Below are 22,858 nucleotides of genomic sequence, written 5' to 3'. Positions count from 1 at the left end.
TATCCTTAGAAAGGAGGTGATCCAGCCGCACCTTCCGATACGGCTACCTTGTTACGACTTCACCCCAATCATCTGCCCCACCTTCGGCGGCTGGCTCCATAAAGGTTACCTCACCGACTTCGGGTGTTGCAAACTCTCGTGGTGTGACGGGCGGTGTGTACAAGGCCCGGGAACGTATTCACCGCGGCATGCTGATCCGCGATTACTAGCGATTCCAGCTTCACGCAGTCGAGTTGCAGACTGCGATCCGAACTGAGAACAGATTTGTGGGATTGGCTAAACCTTGCGGTCTCGCAGCCCTTTGTTCTGTCCATTGTAGCACGTGTGTAGCCCAGGTCATAAGGGGCATGATGATTTGACGTCATCCCCACCTTCCTCCGGTTTGTCACCGGCAGTCACCTTAGAGTGCCCAACTAAATGCTGGCAACTAAGATCAAGGGTTGCGCTCGTTGCGGGACTTAACCCAACATCTCACGACACGAGCTGACGACAACCATGCACCACCTGTCACTCTGTCCCCGAAGGGAAAGCCCTATCTCTAGGGTTGTCAGAGGATGTCAAGACCTGGTAAGGTTCTTCGCGTTGCTTCGAATTAAACCACATGCTCCACCGCTTGTGCGGGCCCCCGTCAATTCCTTTGAGTTTCAGTCTTGCGACCGTACTCCCCAGGCGGAGTGCTTAATGCGTTAGCTGCAGCACTAAGGGGCGGAAACCCCCTAACACTTAGCACTCATCGTTTACGGCGTGGACTACCAGGGTATCTAATCCTGTTCGCTCCCCACGCTTTCGCTCCTCAGCGTCAGTTACAGACCAGAGAGTCGCCTTCGCCACTGGTGTTCCTCCACATCTCTACGCATTTCACCGCTACACGTGGAATTCCACTCTCCTCTTCTGCACTCAAGTTTCCCAGTTTCCAATGACCCTCCCCGGTTGAGCCGGGGGCTTTCACATCAGACTTAAGAAACCGCCTGCGAGCCCTTTACGCCCAATAATTCCGGACAACGCTTGCCACCTACGTATTACCGCGGCTGCTGGCACGTAGTTAGCCGTGGCTTTCTGGTTAGGTACCGTCAAGGTGCAAGCAGTTACTCTTGCACTTGTTCTTCCCTAACAACAGAGCTTTACGATCCGAAAACCTTCATCACTCACGCGGCGTTGCTCCGTCAGACTTTCGTCCATTGCGGAAGATTCCCTACTGCTGCCTCCCGTAGGAGTCTGGGCCGTGTCTCAGTCCCAGTGTGGCCGATCACCCTCTCAGGTCGGCTACGCATCGTCGCCTTGGTGAGCCGTTACCTCACCAACTAGCTAATGCGCCGCGGGTCCATCTGTAAGTGACAGCCGAAACCGTCTTTCATCCTTGAACCATGCGGTTCAAGGAACTATCCGGTATTAGCTCCGGTTTCCCGGAGTTATCCCAGTCTTACAGGCAGGTTACCCACGTGTTACTCACCCGTCCGCCGCTAACATCCGGGAGCAAGCTCCCTTCTGTCCGCTCGACTTGCATGTATTAGGCACGCCGCCAGCGTTCGTCCTGAGCCAGGATCAAACTCTCCGAAAAAGTACAAAACCGAAGTTTTGCTTTTCGCCAGTTTGACTGACTACCTATGATGTATCATAGGATTTTTTTATAAAAACTCGAATTAACAGGTACGTTTTGTCTTGTTTAGTTTTCAAAGAACTTGTTTACCGCTTCAGAAGCGACTAGAACATCTTATCACATCCAAGTTGTTAGTGTCAACAACTTTTTTGTTATTATGTTTTTTCGTTTCTTCGTCATCAGCGACGTATATTAATTTACCACCATATATAATCAAAGTCAACAATATTTTGCATTAAATAATGAACTTTTCAATTACGACTAAAGCTGCTACACCTGGAATGCCCAACAAACCACTAATTCCGCTCGTTACAGGGTTAATGGAAACATGAAGCCCTAAACTCTCGCCGAATAAATTGAGACAAAATAAAAAAAGAGCACCTGCGACAAATTTTATTCCGATAAACCCTAACCATTTGAATGGATTCGCTTGAACACCCGACATAAACAACAATAAAACAGCTAACAAAATTGAACCAATCACAATAACAGGTTCCATAATCCTCTCATCTCCTCTTCATATGAATAGTACAAGCATATGAGAGGATTATGGAAAATAGACCTGCTATCTCCAGTTGTTTAAACGTAAATTTCTCTTTTTCGCTTCTCTCAGATAGAAAAAGTACTTCGCTTGAGCAAGCTTTAATTCGAATAGAATGTCCGGTGAAGGCTCAACGCTATTTGCGACAAGCTTTTTTTGTCTGTTCCATTCTTCCTTTTGCTTAAAAAGCTGTTGAATTAATATCTCATCGAATTCTTTTCGAATTGATTTTCTGCGAAGAAAACCCATGTACCGTACTTCTCCTTCCTACATCTCACGTCTGCCTTCTAGAGCCTTAGAAAGTGTGACTTCATCCGCATACTCTAAATCTCCACCTACTGGGAGTCCGTGAGCAATGCGAGAGAGTTTAATTCCTGATGGTTTCAACAATCTAGAGATATACATGGCTGTTGCTTCTCCCTCAATGTTTGGATTGGTTGCAAGAATGACCTCTGTGACTTGATCGTCTTGCAATCTTTTTAATAGGTCAGGAATTTTAATATCCTCTGGCCCAATTCCGTCCATTGGTGAAATAGCACCATGAAGCACATGATATAAGCCGTTGTATTCTTTCATTTTTTCCATTGCGATCACATCTTTTGGATCCTGCACGACACAGATCACAGATTGATCTCTTCTTGTATCTTCACAAATATAGCAAGGATCCTGATCGGTGATATGTCCGCAAACAGAACAATAAGTTAAATTACGCTTTGCATTAACAAGTGCCTTCGCAAAATCCAGCACGACATCTTCTTGCATACTAAGAACAAAAAAAGCCAGACGGACCGCAGTTTTAGGTCCGATTCCTGGCAATTTCATAAAGCTATCAATCAGCTTTGATATTGGTTCAGGATATTGCATCTTCAGTTATTCCTCCTAGAATAAACCTGGCATGTTCATTCCTTTTGTGAATTGACCCATTGTTTCATTTGTTAGTTCATCAACTTTTTTCAATGCATCATTTGTTGCTGCAAGTACAAGATCTTGAAGCATATCGATGTCTTCAGGATCAACAACTTCTTCATTAATCGCCACATCAACGACTTCTTTTTGTCCATTTACTTTTACAGTGACCATGCCGCCACCTGCCGTACCTTCAAGGACTTTTTCTGCAAGCTCTTCTTGAGCCTTAGCCATATCCTTCTGCATTTTTTGCATTTGTTTCATCATTTTTTGCATATTTCCCATTCCACCGCGCATATGAACACCACTCTCTTTCAAATTGTTAATCTTTAATTTCAATTAAATCGGTTCCTACTAACTTCTTTGCTTCTGCAATTAATGGATCTTCTTCAGCAGAAGCTGCCTGACCATCTGCTTGTTCTTCAGGCTGATGATCTCTTAAAAATTCTTCTCTTATTTTACCCCATTGAGCGTCAGGAACGCCAACTAATTCCACTCTTTTTCCTAGCATAGATTCTAGCAGTTGCTCAAGATTGGTTCGAACACCACTTTTATCTTCGGCCACCATCTTACAATGTATTTCAAATTTGAATTTTAAAACAAAGGCATGAGTTGCCGCCGCAACTGGTTCACTATCTGTTAATAGCGCAGCGTGAGATACCTTATTTTGCTGTTTTAATTGGGCAAGAAGCTCTCCCCATTTGCCTTTTATTTTTTCTAGCTCCGGCCGCTTCGCTTCTTTTAAAATCTCATGAATTCGACCGACAGGTGCACGATAACCATTTTTATTACTCGTTTGAGGTCGAGGTGCTTCCGTTTTTGCTTGAGGACTCTGAGACTGAGTCATTGGAACACCCTCAGCTTTTAGCCTAGATAGCTCCTGTTCCAGCCTGTCTATTTTATTCGTTAACGCTGTTAGGTCGGAATCAGCCGGAGATGATACAGCACCAGCCGTTGACTGACAGAGCTTAACCACAGCTACTTCAAAGAAAATTCTAGGATGGTTTGTCCATTTCATTTCCTGATGGCTTTTATTCAGCACTTCAATCGTTTCATAAAGAAACTGAGGTGCCACACGTTCTGAAAGAGCCACAAACTTATCGTCGACTTTGACTTTTTCAAGGACACCTTCAAGATCCGGTGCTGTTTTGTAAAGAAGCATATCTCTAAAGTAGAAGATCATATCCTCTATTAATTTCGCGGCATCTTTCCCCTGTTGAAGCAATTCATTTAACGTATCCAGCGCTATCGCAATATTTTGCTCAAAAATGGCTTCAGCAAGCTGACTAATGAAATGCTGAGATACAGCACCTGTAATGAGCAGTGCATCATCAATTGTGAGCTGTTCACCACTAAATGAGATCGCTTGGTCAAGGAGACTGAGTGCGTCACGCATGCCTCCATCTGCCGCACTAGCAATAATCTCGAGTGAACCCTCTTGTATATTTAGGCTTTCTGCATCTACAATTTTCTCCATTCGTCCAACAATATCTTTTGTCGTGATCCGTTTAAAATCAAATCTCTGACATCTTGATATGATGGTAAGAGGAATCTTATGAGGCTCTGTGGTAGCCAAAATAAAGATACAATGAGCAGGTGGTTCCTCTAGGGTTTTAAGAAGTGCATTAAATGCCCCGATAGAGAGCATATGTACCTCATCTATAATATAAACCTTATATGTAACCGCTGAAGGAGCAAATTTCACTTTATCACGTATATCCCGAATTTCATCTACCCCGTTATTTGAGGCAGCATCTATTTCAATCACGTCTGAAATCGAACCGGTCGTAATCCCTCTACAGGCATCACACTCATTACACGGCTCACTAACAGGTGACTTTTCACAGTTCACTGCTTTCGCAAAAATCTTGGCAGCACTTGTTTTACCTGTTCCTCTAGGACCTGAAAATAAGTAAGCATGAGAAAACTTTTTCTGCAAAAGGGCATTTTGCAACGTTTTTGTGATGTGTTCTTGTCCAACAACATCCTCAAAAACTTGAGGTCTGAACACTCGGTATAAAGCTTGATAACTCACAAATACGCCCTCCTCCATTTATCATCATGTTCATTATACATGATGCAACGATCAATTCAAAAGTACACCTTTATTTTCTAATAAACGAAAAAGAGCATTTCCTTTAAAGACTTATTACTTTTCTTGATTAAAAAACGTGTTTTCCTACTCTCTGAAAATGCCTGCCAGATAAACAAGAACATTCGTTCCCTTTGTGAATTGCTTCAAAAATACCTCACCCGAAAATGGCTTTTTTGCTATTTGTATAAACAAAGCAACCGATATATTCTTTCAATAGCAACAAAAAACTCACCTAGATAAACTAGATGAGTTACATTTAATATTGATTTACCGTGCACCTTCTGTCGATTCGCTACCCCAAGCGTTACTTAAACAGTTAGCTCGGCCCAGGCAACCCTGCGGCACATGAGAGGTTTCACTTAATGCTGCTTCCTTCCGGACCTGACATGGTTCATGAATTCCCATTGCGCAGGACCCAGACGTCAACACCACTTATTTAAGGCAGACCTTGAAGTAAACGAACCTTGAGAAGGGATTCGGCCTCGCTAGAGCGGATTGCGAGTACAGGGCACCGCTACCTCCCCGCTTAGCACGGCAAAATGAATATTAAATTGTTGGTGACGCAGACATAAGTATACCTTCTAAGTGATAAAATTGCAAACGACATCCATTCATTTACTTTTCGCTTGCTTCTTCCGCTGACGGAGGTCTCGAAAGAACTGACTTAACAGCTCACCACACTCATTTTCAAGCACACCGCCAATGACTTCAGACTGATGATTGAACCGCTCATCGTCCAATAAATTCATTAAAGTACCAGCACATCCACCTTTAGGATCATAGGCACCAAAAACGACCTTTTTCACTCTTGAAAGTACAATAGCGCCTGCACACATTGGGCACGGTTCGAGTGTAACATAAAGTACAGCATCTTCTAAACGCCAGCTACCAGTCATTTTACACGCTTCATCAATAGCAAGTAATTCCGCATGAGCAATTGATCGCTGTTCACTTTCCCTTAAATTGTGAGCACGGCTTACAATTTGATCATCAACAACGATGACGGCACCGATTGGAACTTCTCCTATTTGTTTTGCTTTCAAAGCTTCAGAAATAGCTTCTTGCATAAACTGTTCATCTTTCGTCATAGCACGGCTCTCTTTTCATGTTTTTTTAAAGGATATTGAGGTTAACATATTATCACAATCTTTTAAAGGGGGTCTTGATTTGCCAAAACAACAAAAGGCACTGCTTATTATTGACATGATCAATAATTTTGATTTCGAAATGGGACATGTGCTCGCTGAAAAAACAGAGCAAATGACCAATAAAATTTTAGCCCTTAAACAACACGCTTTCAAGAAAAATTGGCCAATTATCTATATCAACGACCACTATGGACTCTGGAAAGCTGATATCAAAGCTGTTATGGAAACATGTAAAAACGAAAGAAGTGCCCCTATTTTAGAGCAAATAGCACCATCTAAAGATGATTACTTCTTAATTAAACCTAAGCACTCTGCTTTTTACGGAACAGCACTAGAGACACTCCTAAATGAATTAGGTGTGCAAGAACTTATTTTAACTGGAATTGCCGGAAACATCTGTGTCCTGTTCACTGCAAATGACGCTTACATGCGAGAGTACAACCTCACTGTACCTAAAGATTGTATTGCTTCAAATGATGATAGGGACAACGAGTACGCTTTAACGATGATGGAGAACGTTCTTCTCGCCAAAATCACAACCACTAAAGAGATCACGGATGAAAATCAAACATGATTTATCCATCACCCTCATAAATTGTTAGCAATAACAAAGGGGGCGTTGACCATTCAAATTTATGTTGTCAAAAGAGGAGATACGTTAAATGAGATTGCCATGCGTTTTAAAACAACGGTAAATGAAATCATTCGGACCAACGACATCGAAACACCAAATCAACTAGTCGTTGGACAAACAATTGTCATCCCTATAAGAGGTCAATTTTATGAGGTCAAACAAAATGATACACTTTATCAAATTGGAAGAAGATTTCAAATTTCGGTAGAAGAATTGGCACGTGTGAATCGGATTCGACCTGAAGCTATATTGCCTATTCGCTTCTTGCTTTATATTCCACAAAGACCGAAAAGAAATATTAATTCTAATGCTTATATAGAACCACGCGGAAACCAAGTCAGCGAAAATTTAAAGCAAGCAGCCAGAGAGGCATCTCCATACTTAACACATCTCGGCGCTTTTAGTTTTCAAGCGCAAAGAGACGGAACACTTCGCGAGCCACCATTAGATCAATTACCTCAGATTGCCGCTCAAAGCAGAACGGTTTTATCCATGGTAGTTACAAATCTAGAGAATGATAAATTTAGTGATGAACTCGGGCGAATCCTTTTAACAAATCAATCTGTCAAAACGACATTATTAAATGAAATCGTCCGCGTTGCTCAAAAGTATCAATTAAAAGAAATCCATTTTGACTTTGAATATTTACGCCCTGTTGATAAAGAAGCCTACCTTCAATTTTTAAGAGAAGCAACAACTCGTTTTCATCAACAGGGTTGGACTATTTCTGTGGCACTCGCTCCTAAAACAAGCAGTGAACAGAAAGGAAAATGGTATGAGGCGCATGACTATGAAGCAATTGGAAAGATTGTTGATCATGTTGTGCTAATGACTTATGAGTGGGGCTACAGCGGCGGGCCTGCACAAGCCGTCTCTCCGATCGGCCCTGTCCGCCAAGTCATTGAATATGCACTGACTGTCATACCTGCCAATAAAATTGTGATGGGGCAGAATTTATATGGTTATGATTGGACGCTTCCTTATGTTCAAGGAGGCCCTATCGCCAAAGCCGTCAGCCCTCAACAAGCGATCGCCATTGCTAGAGAGAATAATGTATCCATTTTATATGACGAAACAGCACAAGCACCTTATTTCCGTTATACAGATGCTAACAACAAAGAACACGAGGTTTGGTTTGAAGATGCAAGATCCATTCAAGCCAAATTTAATCTCATTAAAGAGTTAAACCTAAATGGAATTGCTTACTGGAAATTAGGTCTATCCTTCCCACAAAACTGGTTGTTGTTATCAGATCAATTTAATATTGAAAAAAGAACGACATCGTAATTCATACGCTCTATCTCTCAGAAGGGGTATGGTACAATATACATTGGTTTGACAACTTTATAGATAGAGGAGAACGCCTATGTATCCTGCCCCTTTTATTGCAGTGGAAGGCCCAATTGGAGCCGGAAAAACAACCTTGGCTACAATGCTTTCAAAGGAATTTCAATTTCCTTTAGTAAAAGAAATTGTAGAAGAAAATCCATTCTTAGATAAATTTTATGAAGATATGGAACAATGGAGCTTTCAGCTTGAGATGTTCTTTCTATGCAATCGGTTTAAACAGTTAGAATCTATTGAAGAGAACTATATCAAAAAACAGCAGCCGATTGTCACTGATTATCATGTCTATAAAAATATGATCTTTGCAGAAAGAACCTTATCCAAAAAGCACATGGATAAATACAGAAAGATCTATCACTTGCTGACAGATGATCTTCCTAAACCAAATGCCATGATCTATATAAAAGCCAGCCTTCCCACCTTACTTGATAGAATAAAGATGAGAGGCCGATCTTTTGAAGAAGACATTGATCCAGCTTATTTAAAAACCCTGATTGAAGATTATGAGTTGGCCATCGAGCATTTAAAACAAACTGACCCAGGTCTTCCTATCATTACAATTGAAGGCGATCATACAGACTTCGTTTCCTCACAGCAAGATTACCAGCAAATTGTACAGAACATAAAGGAGCAAGTACTATGAAAAATATTGAAATACCAAAGGATGCTGTCATTACAATTGCAGGGACAGTTGGTGTCGGAAAATCGACCATGACGAAAACAATAGCGGACAAGCTAGGATTTCAAACTTCTCTCGAAAAAGTAGATGATAATCCATACTTAGAGCCTTTTTATTCAGATTTCCAAAGATGGAGCTTTCATTTACAGGTCTATTTCCTAGCTGAACGTTTTAAGGAGCAGAAACGAATCTTCGAGTCTGGTGGAGGTTATGTACAAGATCGGTCCATTTATGAGGACACTGGTATTTTCGCTAAAATGCACGCAGACAAAGGTACCATGTCAGAGGTAGACTATGAAACGTATACGAGTCTATTTGAGGCGATGGTGATGACACCTTACTTTCCTCACCCAGATGTCCTCATTTACTTGCATGGGGATTTAGATCATATATTACATCGTATTGAAGAGCGCGGGAGAGAGATGGAAACTCAAACCGATCGAGCATATTGGGAAGAAATGTACACTCGATATACAGAATGGATTGAACAATTTGATCTATGCCCTGTGATTAAAATAAATATCGAAGATTACGACTTACTTCATGATGAAAGCTCACTTGATCCAATTCTTCATGAAATTGCTTCTGTTATTCAAAAAAATCGCTCTAACACAAAATAAAAAAAACCGCTGCATTTCTCGAATGCAGCGGTTTGACAATTTCCAATTTTTATGCGTTTCAATTCAACTAAGGTAAAATCAATATGGCGGAGGAAGAGGGATTCGAACCCCCGCGGGCTTTGACACCCCTGTCGGTTTTCAAGACCGATCCCTTCAGCCGGACTTGGGTATTCCTCCGTATCGACAAGAATTAATATATCATATCATCTTATTTTAAGTCAACATCTTTTCGAAAAAAATTTCAACATTTGATTTTGGTATGATGTTTAGCCTATAAAAAGCAGCCGATAATCGGCTGCTCTCCATTTATTACGTATCCTGTCTAATTTCTTCAATAAAAAGATTCATCTCTTCTTTAAAATCATTTAATGACTCAATAATCTTTGTAAAGTCTGTCACTTGTTTAGCTTGTTCGTTTGTTGAACTGCTGATTTGTGAGATATTTTCAGATAAAGTGCCAATGCTGTCTTGGATTTCTTTTAAAAATGCATTAATGGTTTCAGCTGCTTCCTTTGATCCATCTGATAACTTACGTACCTCGTCTGCAACAACAGCAAAGCCTTTTCCATTTTCACCTGCTCTTGCCGCTTCAATTGCAGCATTGAGTCCTAACAGATTTGTTTGTCTCGCAATACCGCCAATGGTTTTGACGACTTCTTCAATGTTTGCGGATTTCTCTTCTGCTCTTCCGGCCTGTTCACTAATTTCTAAGCTTGTCGCAGCCAGTTCTTGAGAATGAGCAGCAATTTGCTCAATTCCACCTTGTAACTCTTTCGCTACTTTATTGATATGTTCCATATAGCCGCTTAATTTCTTCTCACGATGATGTGAAAAAGCCACTAAAAAAGAGCCAATCACTTTTCTATCTTCATCAAAAATCGGATAACCTTTTACAGCAATTTCATAACCATATAAAGACTCTGGCAAATGCCCATCATATTCTTGTCCTCTTAATGTCGTCGCCACGTTTTGGTCCTCTGGGTTTAAAGCGTCCCCTACTTTAATGCCAAAATCTACTGTGGTCGATGGATAATAGCAAAGTACCTTTTCTGTATCAGTGATGCCGAAAAGAACACTTTCATCTAGAACTTTTCTGAGTAATTGAGCCATTTCAACATAATAGTCAAGCCTATTCAAGGTTATTCCTTCTTTCCTAGATGCTTTTAGTTCTTTTATCGGCTTATTTTAGAAAAGCTGTAGAAGTTTAGGTAAAAAGAATAAGATGCCATGACGGCATCTTATTTTATCACTTCTTTATTTCCCATATAAGGACGTAACACCTCAGGAATGATCACTGTTCCATCCTCTTGTTGATAGTTTTCTAAAATGGCTGCAACAGTTCTTCCTACTGCTAAACCAGATCCATTTAATGTGTGGACGTGTTCTGGCTTGGCTTTAGGCTCAGGGCGGAAACGAATGTTTGCTCGTCTCGCTTGGAACGCTTCAAAGTTACTGCAAGAAGAAATTTCACGATACGTATTTTGGCTTGGAATCCATACTTCGATATCGTATTTCTTCGCAGCCGTAAAGCCTAAATCTCCTGTACACATGCTCATGACACGGTATGACAGGTTCAATAATTGAAGAACTTTTTCTGCTTGGTTTGTTAGTTTTTCTAATTCTTCATAAGATTCTTCTGGTCTGACAAATTTCACAAGCTCTACTTTGTTAAATTGGTGCTGACGGATGAGTCCGCGCGTATCTCTACCAGCAGAACCAGCTTCTGATCTAAAGCAAGCACTAAACGCTGCATAATTGATTGGCAGCTGCTCTCCTTCAAGAATTTCGTCACGGTGCATATTCGTAATTGGCACTTCAGCCGTTGGAATGAGGAAATAATCTTCTTCTCGAATTTTAAAAGCATCCTCTTCAAACTTTGGAAGCTGTCCAGTTCCTGTCATGCTTGCTCTGTTGACCATATAAGGTGGTAGTACTTCAGTAAAACCAAATTCATCTACGTGTAAATCCAGCATAAAGTTATAAAGTGCACGCTCTAACCGTGCGCCTAGCCCTTTATAAAAAACGAAACGGCTTCCTGTCACTTTTCCTGCACGTTCAAAATCCAAAATCTTCAGCTCATCCGCTACATCCCAATGCGGCTTTGGTTCAAATGAGAAGGCTGGCTGTTCGCCCCATTTTCTCACTTCAATGTTGTCATCTTCTGTTTCACCGACTGGTACAGAGTCATGAGGGATGTTTGGAATTGAGAACAGGATGGTTTGCAGGCTTTCCTCTACTGTTCTTAATTCATCATCTAACTTCTTAATCTCATCGCCTACCTCACGCATTTCTTGAATAATGTGATCGGCGTCTTTCTTTTCTCTTTTTAGAACAGCCACTTGCTGTGATACTTCATTTCTTCGGCTCTTTAATACTTCTGTTTTGCCGATTAACTCTCTTCTTTTTTCATCCAGCTCACCAAACTTATCAAAATCCGCTAAATCTTCGCCTCGATGGGCTAATTTTTCTTTGATTTGATCAAAATCCGTGCGCAGTTGTTTAATATCCAGCATGTGTAACACTCCTTTTTTATCGAAAAATAAAAAGAGCCCTCATCCCATGAAAGGGACGAGAGCTCTCGCGTTGCCACCCTGATTGAAAACACGCCAAAAGCATGCTTTCCTCTTTCCTCTGTAACGGCATCACCGTAAATGCTTACTTCGTGTTTCAGCATTTCGCTCAAGGATGGATTCAGAATGCATCTTTCACCGATTCTCACCAACCATCGGCTCTCTGAGAAAGAGGGGCTTCTTACTATTTCCCGTCAACGCTTTTTCGATCTTTGATTGTGATTTTAATGTACTATAAGTTTTATCTCTTTTCAACCGTTTTATACAGCAAGCTTCGTTTTATAGGACTCCACCATCTCAACAAACAGCTGTGTTAACCGATGGTCGTCCGTCAGCTCTGGATGAAAAGAACAACCTAAGATATTGTCTTCTTTCGCCATCACAATCCTGCCGTCATACTCAGCCATGACCTCTACGCTCTCATCTGCGCTGATGATATGAGGCGCACGGATGAACACTCCTGTAAACGGCGCATCCAGTCCTTTCACTTCTACATCTGCTTCAAAGCTGTCTACCTGTCTGCCAAACGAATTACGTGCAACAGAGACATTTAACAGTCCAAGATGAGCATCTTCTCGATCTTCTATATGCTTTGCCAGCATAATCAAACCGGCACAAGTCCCAAATATCGGTTTACCTTGAGCAGCGAACGCTTTAATCGGTTCAATGAATTGGTACGTATCCATGAGTCTTCTCATCGTCGTACTTTCACCACCAGGGATAATGAGACCGTCAACAATTTCTAACTCCTCTACCCGCTTGATGATCTTTCCCGCTGCGCCACAAGCTTCAATCGATTGAATATGCTCTCTCACCGCTCCTTGAAGCCCTAGTACACCAATTGTTAGCATGTTCGTTTGCGCTCCCTTAATTACCAGCCACGCTCTTGCATACGCTCTTCTGGCAATAGATTTGAAATTTCAATTCCTTTCATCGCTGTTCCAAGCTCTTTAGAAAGCTCTGCAATTAGACGGTAATCTGTGAAATGAGTCGTTGCTTCTACAATCGCTTTTGCAAACTTAGCTGGATTGTCTGATTTGAAGATACCAGAGCCGACAAATACACCATCTGCTCCAAGCTGCATCATTAATGCTGCATCTGCTGGTGTTGCAACACCTCCAGCAGCAAAGTTTACAACTGGCAATTTGCCATCTTTTTTAATTTGAAGCAATAATTCATAAGGTGCGCCCAGATTCTTGGCTTCTGTCATCAATTCATCTTCACTCATTGCCGACACTTTACGAATTTGAGCATTGACCTTTCTCATATGACGAACAGCTTCTACAATATTTCCTGTACCAGGCTCACCTTTTGTACGCAACATAGATGCACCTTCTGCAATACGACGAGTCGCCTCACCTAGATCACGGCAGCCACATACGAAAGGAACCGTGTATTCATTTTTATTTAAATGGAATTCCTCATCTGCGGGCGTCAGCACTTCACTCTCATCAATATAATCAACACCAAGTGCTTCAAGAACACGAGCTTCCACGATGTGGCCGATACGTGCTTTTGCCATGACTGGAATCGTTACTGCATTTTGTACTTCTTCCACGATTCTTGGGTCTGCCATACGGGCAACACCGCCTGCTGCACGGATATCAGCTGGTACCCGTTCTAGTGCCATCACTGCCACTGCGCCTGCTTCTTCTGCGATTTTTGCCTGCTCAGCATTGACGACATCCATAATGACGCCACCTTTTTGCATTTCTGCCATTCCACGTTTTACTCGTTCAGTTCCCTTATTGCTCACAATTGTTTCCTCCCATTTGTCTATTCGATTGATTCAACACCTTTATCATACAAGCGATAGAGTATAACAATAAAGAGAATAGTATAACAATTCAATTAGCTCATAAAAAAGAAGAAACCCTTATATATCAAGGTTTCATAGTTTAAAAGGCATCATTCCCTCTTTTAAGTGTTATTAACATGTTATAATGCATCTATAACAATTCGAAACCATCTATAACAATTCCACACCCATTGGAGGATTTTCATGCATATTGATATCCATCGACATTCAGATACATCTCTTTCGAATCAGATTTACTTTTCCATCGTTGATCACATTCAATCAGGTCTGCTTCAGCAAGGCGATAAGCTGCCGACTGTACGTGATCTAGCGAAACAGCTAAATGTAAGTCTTGTCACAGCAGCAAAAGCATATACACGGCTTAAGGACGACGGATTTTTAACGACTGTACAAGGGAAAGGTACGTTTGTGAATGAGCAGCATGAGCAAACCGACATCCCGGTTCAATCATCTACTTCTTTCGATTGGCAGTTATCGATCCCAGATTATTTACCAAGGTCTCAATTCGCTCAGTATCACTATGTCGAAGAAGCCATTAATCTTTCTTCCTCTATGATTGATCCTGGTCTTTTACCTAACCGGTATTTAGAAAAAGAAATGCAGCATGTCCTAGCCCGGCATCCTCAAATCATGTCAAAATACGGTGAAATACAAGGTGACCTTCAGCTTCGTCAGGTCATTCAATCATTTCTAGAAAAATTAGATGTTCCTTCTACTCCTGAAAATATCCTTGTCACTAGCGGTTCTCAGCAAGGGCTTGATTTAGTAGCACGTACATTTATCGGGCCAGATGATGTAGTTGTCATGGAGGCGCCCACTTATCCAGGCGCAATTGATGTCTTTATGGGGAGGGGGGCACGAATTATTACGGTTCCTGTCGATCATGAAGGAATGAACATGAAACAGCTTCAAAGCATTTGTGATAAATATAAACCAAAGCTCATCTATACCATTCCTACTTTTCACAGTCCTACAGGTGCTAGTATGTCGATGAAACGAAGAAAACAGCTGCTTTTACTGGCACAAAGCATTGATTGTCTCATTGTAGAGGATGATCCTTATCGTGAGCTTTATTTTGAAAAGAAGCCGCCGGCACCCATTAAAAGCCTAGATCACGATGGACACGTCATTTATTTACGAGGATTAAGCAAGACACTGGCTCCAGGATGCAGAATTGGAATTATTACAGCGTCAGGCTCTATATTTAACCGTTTATTAGCTGCAAAAGCCAATAATGATTTAGGGAGCCCGCTTCTCACCCAAAAGGCGATCTTACCGTTTCTCACTTCCAAGAAAATGATCGATCATACGAAAAAATTAAGAACTGCCTTGAAGGTGAGACGCGATTTGATGATGGATGTGTTGACAAAGCATGCGCCAAAGGACGTCACGTGGCAAATCCCACAGGGCGGGCTCAATTTGTGGCTTAGCTTTCCTTCCTGGGTCGATACACGTGCCCTATTACATGAGGCACGGAAGCAGCAAATCACCTTCCTGCCTGGCTCTGTCTGCTATCCTGGGGAGCCGAAGCAGAATTATATACGCCTTAGCTTTTCTTATGTGAATGAAAAGGCACTGACGGAAGGTATGGAAAAGTTATGTGGTATTTTTCAGCAGGCCTTGTCTACACCTCAAAACCACAAACAATCTCTTTTCTTTTAACGATAAAAAAACTGCTCTCACATATAGAGAGCAGTTTTTTTATTAGAACCAACCTTTTACTGTGTCGACGATTCCGCCCCAAATGCCAGCGAAGAATCCACCTACACCACGCATTGCAAGGATGAACCAGTTTGCTTTTTCATCACCTGTTTTCGTCACAAGCTCAACACCTGATTGGTCTTTACTCAAATAGCCGTAGTCCTTCTCATCACCAGAATAAGAAGTCGTCAGCATGCCAACCTTCGTTCCTTTTTTAATAGGAGCTTCTAGGTTCTTTTTATCAATATTTACTTTCGCTTTATAGCTCTTCTCGTCACCATTTTTAACCGGTACAGAGAAAGCTTCTTTCGTCACGACGGGTACTTCTTTATCTTTCCCTTTATCGACTTCGATGTTTTCATGTCCCTTGATTTGTTGGCCTTTTTTGTACATTTCTTTCATCGTGAAGTTTTTAAAGGCATAATCGAACAATTTTTTCGCCACATCAAAACGAGCTGTATGAAGATTTCCTTTAGCATTAAGGACAACTGCGATCACACGCATGTCACCACGTTTTGCTGTACCTGTGAAGCTAGAACCAGCTGAATCAGTAGAGCCCGTTTTCAGACCGTCTACGCCTTCATATTCTTTCACAAGTCCTTTAAGCATAAAGTTCCAGTTTGGCATGTCCATTTCGTCATCTGTGCCTTCTCTGAACTTTGTTTTCGCGATGCTTGCTGTTTCAAGAATTTCTGGATGATCTTTGATGAGATGCTGTGCAAGCAAAGCCATATCCTTTGCGGAAACTTCGCTTTCTTCATCAGGTCCCGTACCTTTTGGCTGTTTGCCATGTAAGTCTTTATTTTCTAATCCAGTTGCATTCACGAATTTGTAATTGGTTAAACCAAGTTCTTTTGCTTTTGCATTCATTTTTTCAACAAACTTTGATTCTGATCCAGCGATTACCTCTGCTAGACCAATTGCTGCTGCATTTGCTGAATAAATAGCCGTTGCTTGATAAAGTTCTTTGACAGTATACGAACCATCTTTCCTCAATGGAACATTGGATAAACTGCGGTCCTGAGAAATTTCGTACACGTAATCATCTGGCGTATATGTTTGATCCCATTTCACTTTGCCTTCAGCAATTGCCTCTAGTAATAGATACTCTGTCATCATCTTTGCCATACTTGCAATAGGCAGTCTTTGTTCTGCGTTTTTACTATAAAGAATTTTACCTGTAGAAGCTTCAATAAGGATGGCTGCTTTCGCATTCACATTGAATGGATCTTCAGCCGCTTTTGCTTTGGACATTGGGGTAAATGCAGTAACAATCAATGCCAATGCAAGGATAGAGACCATAAGCTGTTTCAACATCTTGCTGTTCAATCGTCATACCTCCGTATTCATCTTTTTTCGACGTTTTTCATATATATTTAATCCACAAGGGCTTATTTCGACACAACAGTATAAATTTTATCACAATAAAGACAAAAAAAATAGACAGAGTCATAGACCCTGTCAAATGTAATTTGATTGTCACAATTTATCAAGAAATTGTGTAGTTTGGTGATTCTTTTGTAATTTGTACATCATGTGGATGGCTCTCACGAAGACCCGCACCTGTCATGCGAATGAATTGTGCTTCTTCTCTAAGAGTACGTAAGTCCTGTGTTCCACAGTAGCCCATACCAGAGCGAATACCGCCAACAAGTTGGTAAACAGTGTCAACAACTGGTCCTTTATACGGTGTACGTCCTTCGATACCTTCTGGAACGAATTTTTTATTATCTTCTTGGAAGTAACGATCTTTACTTCCTTTTTCCATTGCAGCAACAGAACCCATACCACGATATACTTTGAAACGTCTGCCTTGGAAAATTTCTGTTTCTCCTGGGCTTTCAGATGTACCAGCAAGAAGGCTTCCCAGCATAACAGCATGTCCACCAGAAGCTAATGCTTTCACGATATCACCTGAATATTTAATTCCACCATCTGCAATAATAGATTTACCATGCTTTCTTGCTTCTGTTGCACAGTCATAAATCGCTGTGATTTGTGGTACACCGACTCCTGCAACAACACGTGTTGTACAAATCGATCCTGGTCCAATACCCACTTTTACAATATCTGCTCCAGCTTCAAACAATGCTTTTGTTGCTTCAGCTGTTGCAACGTTACCAGCAATGATGTTAAGAGAAGGATACGTTTCACGGATTTTCGATACAGTGTCTAGAACACCTTGAGAATGACCGTGTGCTGTATCAATGACGATCACATCAACATTGGCTTCTACTAATTTTTTCACACGAGTCATTGTATCGCCAGTGACACCTACAGCGGCACCAACAATTAAACGGCCATGTGCATCTTTAGAGGAGTTAGGGAATTCAATCACTTTTTCAATATCTTTGATGGTGATGAGACCTTTTAATGTTCCTTCGTCATCTAAAAGAGGTAATTTTTCAATTTTATATTGCTGAAGGATTTTTTCAGCTTCTTCTAATGTTGTTCCAACAGAAGCTGTCACAAGTTCCTCTTTTGTCATCACGTCGCTAATCTTCATTGAATAATCCGAAATAAAACGAAGGTCACGGTTCGTAATAATCCCAACAAGCTTTTGATCTTGTTCGTTATTAACAATCGGTACACCAGAAATACGATATTTACCCATTAAATGTTCTGCATCGAATACTTGATGATCCGGTGTTAAGAAAAATGGATTTGTAATAACACCACGCTCTGAACGTTTTACTTTGTCCACTTGTTCAGCTTGCTGCTCAATAGACATGTTCTTATGGATGATTCCAAGACCACCTTGACGTGCCATTGCAATCGCCATTTGTGATTCCGTCACAGTATCCATTCCCGCACTAATAATTGGAATGTTCAGCTTTAAAGTGCTTGTTAACTCAACTGATAAATTGACATCACGCGGAAGCACCTCAGACTTTGCTGGAACAAGCAACACATCGTCAAACGTCAAACCTTCTTTTGAAAATTTACTTTCCCACATTAGTAAATCCCCCTCTTTTCGGCAAAATATTATATGTAGATTATCAACTAGGAAACAGCATGTCAAGGAAGCAACAAACAGTTGCAATTTTTAGAAAATATAAAGAGAGTTGAGGAAGAAGATGAAAAGTTCAGGATGGAAGGATTTAAAACGTTTTTACTCACTTGAAACTTCCCAAAAGTTTCTATTTCAACAGTACGAGAAACGGAAGATTCAGGAGGCAAACCAGCAGGCCTATAAAAACTGTGAACGATTTATTTACTTTTTAAAGCACGGTCATACATTTTATGACCAAGCCGCATCAGCTCCACTTGAACTAAAACCGATTTTATTGTTTTATGGAATGGCACAGCTGTTAAAGGCATGTTTGCTGACAGTGGATCCCGACTATCCTTCTCAAACCTCTGTCTTAGCTCATGGTGTCACCTCAAGAAAAAGAAAGAAGCAACATTATCGTTTTAGTGAGGATGAAGTCAAGATTCAGCGAAACGGATTATGTATGCATGTATTAAAGCACTTATTTCATTTAAATGGTCTTGAAGATGAACGATTTACGATGATCAATCTCCTTTCAAAAATACCTGAAATGGGTCATATTCTGGAGTTTCAAAAACAACCCGCGACTTTAGTGAAAATAGAACAAGCAAATGGCATGTTGATTCAAGATCATATTCCCTTGCTCTATAACATGTCTGCCGAACGTTTTATTGAATATTTTGAGTTCCATACAACTTGGAAGCTTAAGCAACGAGAAGCTAAAAAACTAACATTTGATGTATTTTCAGAAGAAAACCCTGCTCTTGCTACTCATCTTCATTATGATTTAGAAATGAATCAATGGTTCATTCCATCAACGCGAGATGCCTTTTTAGGGATTCCTGAGATCATCAGCCATTACTTGTTAATGTATAATCTCAGTATGATTGCCCGCTACGAAACAGAATGGTGGTACGAGCTTTTATCTCAATATATTAGTGATGATTATGTCATGATTGAACGTTATATGGAGATTGCAGAGGACAAGTTTCCGGCTTATATCATGATGCTGCTAGAAGAAAACACAAAAAAGACCAGTTCCGACTGGAACTGATCCTTTGAAAAGCTTGGCGGCGTCCTACTCTCACAGGGGGAAACCCCCAACTACCATCGGCGCTGAAGAGCTTAACTTCCGTGTTCGGTATGGGAACGGGTGTGACCTCTTCGCTATCGCCACCAAACCTGATGGAGAGAATGTTCTCTCAAAACTAGATAACAATGTTCATTTTTCACATTAGAATATAGGTTAAGTCCTCGATCTATTAGTATCTGTCAGCTCCACGTGTCACCACGCTTCCACCTCAGACCTATCAACCTGATCATCTTTCAGGGATCTTACTTCCTTGCGGAATGGGAAATCTCATCTTGAGGGGGGCTTCATGCTTAGATGCTTTCAGCACTTATCCCGTCCGCACATAGCTACCCAGCGATGCCCTTGGCAGAACAACTGGTACACCAGCGGTGCGTCCATCCCGGTCCTCTCGTACTAAGGACAGCTCCTCTCAAATTTCCTGCGCCCGCGACGGATAGGGACCGAACTGTCTCACGACGTTCTGAACCCAGCTCGCGTACCGCTTTAATGGGCGAACAGCCCAACCCTTGGGACCGACTACAGCCCCAGGATGCGATGAGCCGACATCGAGGTGCCAAACCTCCCCGTCGATGTGGACTCTTGGGGGAGATAAGCCTGTTATCCCCGGGGTAGCTTTTATCCGTTGAGCGATGGCCCTTCCATGCGGAACCACCGGATCACTAAGCCCGACTTTCGTCCCTGCTCGACTTGTAGGTCTCGCAGTCAAGCTCCCTTGTGCCTTTACACTCTGCGAATGATTTCCAACCATTCTGAGGGAACCTTTGGGCGCCTCCGTTACATTTTAGGAGGCGACCGCCCCAGTCAAACTGCCCACCTGACACTGTCTCCCTGCCCGATAAGGGCAGCGGGTTAGAAGGTCAATACAGCCAGGGTAGTATCCCACCGATGCCTCCACCGAAGCTAGCGCTCCGGTTTCCAAGGCTCCTACCTATCCTGTACAAGCTGTACCAACATTCAATATCAGGCTGCAGTAAAGCTCCACGGGGTCTTTCCGTCCTGTCGCGGGTAACCTGCATCTTCACAGGTACTATAATTTCACCGAGTCTCTCGTTGAGACAGTGCCCAGATCGTTGCGCCTTTCGTGCGGGTCGGAACTTACCCGACAAGGAATTTCGCTACCTTAGGACCGTTATAGTTACGGCCGCCGTTTACTGGGGCTTCAATTCGCACCTTCGCTTACGCTAAGCGCTCCTCTTAACCTTCCAGCACCGGGCAGGCGTCAGCCCCTATACTTCGCCTTACGGCTTCGCAGAGACCTGTGTTTTTGCTAAACAGTCGCCTGGGCCTATTCACTGCGGCTTCTCGGGGCTTTAACACCCTAAGAAGCACCCCTTCTCCCGAAGTTACGGGGTCATTTTGCCGAGTTCCTTAACGAGAGTTCTCTCGATCACCTTAGGATTCTCTCCTCGCCTACCTGTGTCGGTTTGCGGTACGGGCACCTCTCACCTCGCTAGAGGCTTTTCTTGGCAGTGTGGAATCAGGAACTTCGCTACTAAATTTCGCTCGCCATCACAGCTCAGCCTTCACGGGAAACGGATTTGCCTATTTCCCAGCCTAACTGCTTGGACGCGGATATCCAATACCGCGCTTACCCTATCCTCCTGCGTCCCCCCATTGCTCAAATGGTGAGGAGGTGGTACAGGAATATCAACCTGTTGTCCATCGCCTACGCCTTTCGGCCTCGGCTTAGGTCCCGACTAACCCTGAGCGGACGAGCCTTCCTCAGGAAACCTTAGGCATTCGGTGGACGGGATTCTCACCCGTCTTTCGCTACTCATACCGGCATTCTCACTTCTAAGCGCTCCACCAGTCCTTCCGGTCTGACTTCACTGCACTTAGAACGCTCTCCTACCACTGTTCGTAAGAACAGTCCGCAGCTTCGGTGATACGTTTAGCCCCGGTACATTTTCGGCGCAGAGTCACTCGACCAGTGAGCTATTACGCACTCTTTAAATGGTGGCTGCTTCTAAGCCAACATCCTGGTTGTCTAAGCAACTCCACATCCTTTTCCACTTAACGTATACTTTGGGACCTTAGCTGGCGGTCTGGGCTGTTTCCCTTTCGACTACGGATCTTATCACTCGCAGTCTGACTCCCAAGGATAAGTCATCGGCATTCGGAGTTTGACTGAATTCGGTAACCCGGTAGGGGCCCCTAGTCCAATCAGTGCTCTACCTCCGAGACTCTTACCTTGAGGCTAGCCCTAAAGCTATTTCGGAGAGAACCAGCTATCTCCAGGTTCGATTGGCATTTCACCCCTACCCACACCTCATCCCCGCACTTTTCAACGTGCGTGGGTTCGGGCCTCCATTCAGTGTTACCTGAACTTCACCCTGGACATGGGTAGATCACCTGGTTTCGGGTCTACGACCACGTACTCATGCGCCCTATTCAGACTCGCTTTCGCTGCGGCTCCGCATCTTCTGCTTAACCTTGCACGGGATCGTAACTCGCCGGTTCATTCTACAAAAGGCACGCCATCACCCGTTAACGGGCTCTGACTACTTGTAGGCACACGGTTTCAGGATCTATTTCACTCCCCTTCCGGGGTGCTTTTCACCTTTCCCTCACGGTACTGGTTCACTATCGGTCACTAGGGAGTATTTAGCCTTGGGAGATGGTCCTCCCGGATTCCGACGGAATTTCACGTGTTCCGCCGTACTCAGGATCCACTCTGGAGAGAACAACATTTCAGTTACAGGGCTGTTACCTTCTTTGGCGGGCCTTTCCAGACCTCTTCGCTTATATCGTTCCTTTGTAACTCCGTATAGAGTGTCCTACAACCCCAAGAGGCAAGCCTCTTGGTTTGGGCTGTTCCCGTTTCGCTCGCCGCTACTCAGGGAATCGCATTTGCTTTCTCTTCCTCCGGGTACTTAGATGTTTCAGTTCCCCGGGTATGCCTTCTCATACTCTATGTATTCAAGTATGGATACTACTCCATTACGAGCAGTGGGTTTCCCCATTCGGAAATCTCCGGATCAAAGCTTGCTTACAGCTCCCCGAAGCATATCGGTGTTCGTCCCGTCCTTCATCGGCTCCTAGTGCCAAGGCATCCACCGTGCGCCCTTTCTAACTTAACCATTTCTTACTTTAGAAAGAATCACTATGTGTGATGA

Annotated in this window: 18 protein-coding genes, 1 tRNA gene, 3 rRNA genes, 1 other RNA gene and 1 other annotated feature; of the genes, 6 read left to right on the top strand and 17 right to left on the bottom strand. The window is 42.6% G+C overall.

The genetic code is table 11. The features are described 5' to 3' along the window. Nucleotides 1–9: 9 nt before the first annotated feature. From MHI58_RS00165 to tadA, 8 genes are all read right to left on the bottom strand, one after another. Nucleotides 10–1,558 (bottom strand): 16S ribosomal RNA (locus tag MHI58_RS00165). A gap of 274 nt (nucleotides 1,559–1,832) precedes the next feature. Then, on the bottom strand, nucleotides 1,833–2,096 hold the full coding sequence (locus MHI58_RS00160; protein WP_024719581.1) for a pro-sigmaK processing inhibitor BofA family protein: 264 nt from the start codon (nucleotides 2,094–2,096) through the stop codon (nucleotides 1,833–1,835). A 66-nt stretch (nucleotides 2,097–2,162) separates the two neighbouring features. Further along, the gene (locus MHI58_RS00155; RefSeq protein WP_008342008.1) at nucleotides 2,163–2,387 is read right to left on the bottom strand and encodes a YaaL family protein; all 225 of its coding nucleotides are present in this window, start codon (nucleotides 2,385–2,387) and stop codon (nucleotides 2,163–2,165) included. Between the two features lie 18 nt (nucleotides 2,388–2,405). Further along, nucleotides 2,406–3,002 (bottom strand): recombination protein RecR, encoded by a 597-nt coding sequence (recR, locus tag MHI58_RS00150; RefSeq protein WP_003218094.1) that lies wholly within the window; start codon nucleotides 3,000–3,002, stop codon nucleotides 2,406–2,408. Between the two features lie 15 nt (nucleotides 3,003–3,017). Then, nucleotides 3,018–3,341 (bottom strand): YbaB/EbfC family nucleoid-associated protein, encoded by a 324-nt coding sequence (locus tag MHI58_RS00145; RefSeq protein ID WP_008342011.1) that lies wholly within the window; start codon nucleotides 3,339–3,341, stop codon nucleotides 3,018–3,020. A 25-nt stretch (nucleotides 3,342–3,366) separates the two neighbouring features. Further along, on the bottom strand, nucleotides 3,367–5,079 hold the full coding sequence (gene dnaX, locus MHI58_RS00140; protein ID WP_008342013.1) for a DNA polymerase III subunit gamma/tau: 1,713 nt from the start codon (nucleotides 5,077–5,079) through the stop codon (nucleotides 3,367–3,369). A 330-nt stretch (nucleotides 5,080–5,409) separates the two neighbouring features. After that, nucleotides 5,410–5,674: signal recognition particle sRNA large type (gene ffs, locus MHI58_RS00135), an RNA gene on the bottom strand. 76 nt (nucleotides 5,675–5,750) lie between these two features. Continuing rightward, nucleotides 5,751–6,227, bottom strand: a complete 477-nt coding sequence (tadA, locus tag MHI58_RS00130; protein WP_008342015.1) for a tRNA adenosine(34) deaminase TadA — start codon at nucleotides 6,225–6,227, stop codon at nucleotides 5,751–5,753. Nucleotides 6,228–6,306: 79 nt separating this feature from the next. Between tadA and MHI58_RS00125 the strand changes: the two genes are divergently transcribed. The 4 genes from MHI58_RS00125 to MHI58_RS00110 all read left to right on the top strand — a co-directional run bounded on the left by MHI58_RS00125 (nucleotide 6,307) and on the right by MHI58_RS00110 (nucleotide 9,567). After that, a complete protein-coding gene (locus MHI58_RS00125) occupies nucleotides 6,307–6,861 on the top strand; it encodes an isochorismatase family cysteine hydrolase (protein WP_045035226.1) in 555 nt (184 codons plus the stop codon). Nucleotides 6,862–6,906: 45 nt separating this feature from the next. Next, entirely contained in the window at nucleotides 6,907–8,208 is a 1,302-nt protein-coding gene (locus MHI58_RS00120; protein WP_035391604.1) for a glycoside hydrolase family 18 protein, read from the top strand. Nucleotides 8,209–8,287: 79 nt separating this feature from the next. After that, nucleotides 8,288–8,911, top strand: a complete 624-nt coding sequence (locus tag MHI58_RS00115) for a deoxynucleoside kinase (RefSeq protein ID WP_045035227.1) — start codon at nucleotides 8,288–8,290, stop codon at nucleotides 8,909–8,911. Further along, nucleotides 8,908–9,567 carry a deoxynucleoside kinase gene (locus MHI58_RS00110; protein ID WP_024719578.1) on the top strand — a complete coding sequence of 220 codons (660 nt, stop codon included), beginning with the start codon at nucleotides 8,908–8,910 and terminating at the stop codon, nucleotides 9,565–9,567. The genes MHI58_RS00115 and MHI58_RS00110 overlap by 4 nt, the downstream gene beginning before the upstream one ends. An 84-nt stretch (nucleotides 9,568–9,651) precedes the next feature. Here MHI58_RS00110 and MHI58_RS00105 read toward each other — a convergent pair. The 5 genes from MHI58_RS00105 to pdxS all read right to left on the bottom strand — a co-directional run bounded on the left by MHI58_RS00105 (nucleotide 9,652) and on the right by pdxS (nucleotide 13,893). After that, nucleotides 9,652–9,744: transfer RNA gene (locus tag MHI58_RS00105), tRNA-Ser, on the bottom strand. Nucleotides 9,745–9,876: 132 nt separating this feature from the next. Beyond that, nucleotides 9,877–10,704: a methyl-accepting chemotaxis protein gene (locus MHI58_RS00100; RefSeq protein WP_008342025.1), complete on the bottom strand. Its 828-nt coding sequence runs from the start codon at nucleotides 10,702–10,704 to the stop codon at nucleotides 9,877–9,879. 101 nt (nucleotides 10,705–10,805) lie between these two features. Next, nucleotides 10,806–12,080: a serine--tRNA ligase gene (gene serS, locus MHI58_RS00095; RefSeq protein ID WP_045035228.1), complete on the bottom strand. Its 1,275-nt coding sequence runs from the start codon at nucleotides 12,078–12,080 to the stop codon at nucleotides 10,806–10,808. 48 nt (nucleotides 12,081–12,128) lie between these two features. Continuing rightward, nucleotides 12,129–12,344: a binding site (T-box leader), on the bottom strand. Nucleotides 12,345–12,397: 53 nt separating this feature from the next. Next, nucleotides 12,398–12,988: a pyridoxal 5'-phosphate synthase glutaminase subunit PdxT gene (pdxT, locus tag MHI58_RS00090; RefSeq protein WP_045035229.1), complete on the bottom strand. Its 591-nt coding sequence runs from the start codon at nucleotides 12,986–12,988 to the stop codon at nucleotides 12,398–12,400. 20 nt (nucleotides 12,989–13,008) lie between these two features. After that, nucleotides 13,009–13,893, bottom strand: a complete 885-nt coding sequence (pdxS, locus tag MHI58_RS00085; protein ID WP_041506554.1) for a pyridoxal 5'-phosphate synthase lyase subunit PdxS — start codon at nucleotides 13,891–13,893, stop codon at nucleotides 13,009–13,011. A 246-nt stretch (nucleotides 13,894–14,139) separates the two neighbouring features. Between pdxS and MHI58_RS00080 the strand changes: the two genes are divergently transcribed. Further along, on the top strand, nucleotides 14,140–15,618 hold the full coding sequence (locus tag MHI58_RS00080; protein WP_008342034.1) for a PLP-dependent aminotransferase family protein: 1,479 nt from the start codon (nucleotides 14,140–14,142) through the stop codon (nucleotides 15,616–15,618). Nucleotides 15,619–15,660: 42 nt separating this feature from the next. Here the strand turns inward: MHI58_RS00080 and MHI58_RS00075 are convergent, their stop codons facing one another. Together MHI58_RS00075 and guaB are read right to left on the bottom strand one after the other, a co-directional pair. Beyond that, the gene (locus tag MHI58_RS00075; protein WP_008342036.1) at nucleotides 15,661–16,986 is read right to left on the bottom strand and encodes a D-alanyl-D-alanine carboxypeptidase family protein; all 1,326 of its coding nucleotides are present in this window, start codon (nucleotides 16,984–16,986) and stop codon (nucleotides 15,661–15,663) included. A 160-nt stretch (nucleotides 16,987–17,146) separates the two neighbouring features. Further along, nucleotides 17,147–18,613: an IMP dehydrogenase gene (guaB, locus tag MHI58_RS00070; RefSeq protein WP_008342039.1), complete on the bottom strand. Its 1,467-nt coding sequence runs from the start codon at nucleotides 18,611–18,613 to the stop codon at nucleotides 17,147–17,149. A gap of 121 nt (nucleotides 18,614–18,734) precedes the next feature. On the opposite strand from guaB, the gene MHI58_RS00065 reads away from it, so the two are divergent. Further along, a complete protein-coding gene (locus tag MHI58_RS00065) occupies nucleotides 18,735–19,703 on the top strand; it encodes a YaaC family protein (protein WP_056407810.1) in 969 nt (322 codons plus the stop codon). A gap of 11 nt (nucleotides 19,704–19,714) precedes the next feature. Here MHI58_RS00065 and rrf read toward each other — a convergent pair. Together rrf and MHI58_RS00055 are read right to left on the bottom strand one after the other, a co-directional pair. Continuing rightward, nucleotides 19,715–19,830 (bottom strand): 5S ribosomal RNA (gene rrf / locus MHI58_RS00060). Nucleotides 19,831–19,891: 61 nt separating this feature from the next. Then, nucleotides 19,892–22,822, bottom strand: a 23S ribosomal RNA gene (locus MHI58_RS00055). Nucleotides 22,823–22,858 lie beyond the last annotated feature (36 nt).

The sequence above is a fragment of the Bacillus sp. FSL K6-2869 genome (assembly GCF_040869405.1).
GTDB lineage: Bacteria > Bacillota > Bacilli > Bacillales > Bacillaceae > Bacillus > Bacillus altitudinis.
Note: the sequence above shows the minus strand (reverse complement) of the source record. Positions and strands in the feature narration are given on the sequence as shown.

Excerpts from the sequence above, each read along its gene's own strand:
- MHI58_RS00160 (WP_024719581.1), bottom strand. The coding sequence starts at position 2,096 with ATGGAACCTGTTATTGTGATTGGTTCAATTTTGTTAGCTGTTTTATTG.
- MHI58_RS00155 (WP_008342008.1), bottom strand. The coding sequence starts at position 2,387 with ATGGGTTTTCTTCGCAGAAAATCAATTCGAAAAGAATTCGATGAGATA.
- recR (WP_003218094.1), bottom strand. The coding sequence starts at position 3,002 with ATGCAATATCCTGAACCAATATCAAAGCTGATTGATAGCTTTATGAAA.
- MHI58_RS00145 (WP_008342011.1), bottom strand. The coding sequence starts at position 3,341 with ATGCGCGGTGGAATGGGAAATATGCAAAAAATGATGAAACAAATGCAA.
- tadA (WP_008342015.1), bottom strand. The coding sequence starts at position 6,227 with ATGACGAAAGATGAACAGTTTATGCAAGAAGCTATTTCTGAAGCTTTG.
- MHI58_RS00115 (WP_045035227.1), top strand. The coding sequence starts at position 8,288 with ATGTATCCTGCCCCTTTTATTGCAGTGGAAGGCCCAATTGGAGCCGGA.
- MHI58_RS00110 (WP_024719578.1), top strand. The coding sequence starts at position 8,908 with ATGAAAAATATTGAAATACCAAAGGATGCTGTCATTACAATTGCAGGG.
- serS (WP_045035228.1), bottom strand. The coding sequence starts at position 12,080 with ATGCTGGATATTAAACAACTGCGCACGGATTTTGATCAAATCAAAGAA.
- pdxT (WP_045035229.1), bottom strand. The coding sequence starts at position 12,988 with ATGCTAACAATTGGTGTACTAGGGCTTCAAGGAGCGGTGAGAGAGCAT.
- MHI58_RS00080 (WP_008342034.1), top strand. The coding sequence starts at position 14,140 with ATGCATATTGATATCCATCGACATTCAGATACATCTCTTTCGAATCAG.
- guaB (WP_008342039.1), bottom strand. The coding sequence starts at position 18,613 with ATGTGGGAAAGTAAATTTTCAAAAGAAGGTTTGACGTTTGACGATGTG.
- MHI58_RS00065 (WP_056407810.1), top strand. The coding sequence starts at position 18,735 with ATGAAAAGTTCAGGATGGAAGGATTTAAAACGTTTTTACTCACTTGAA.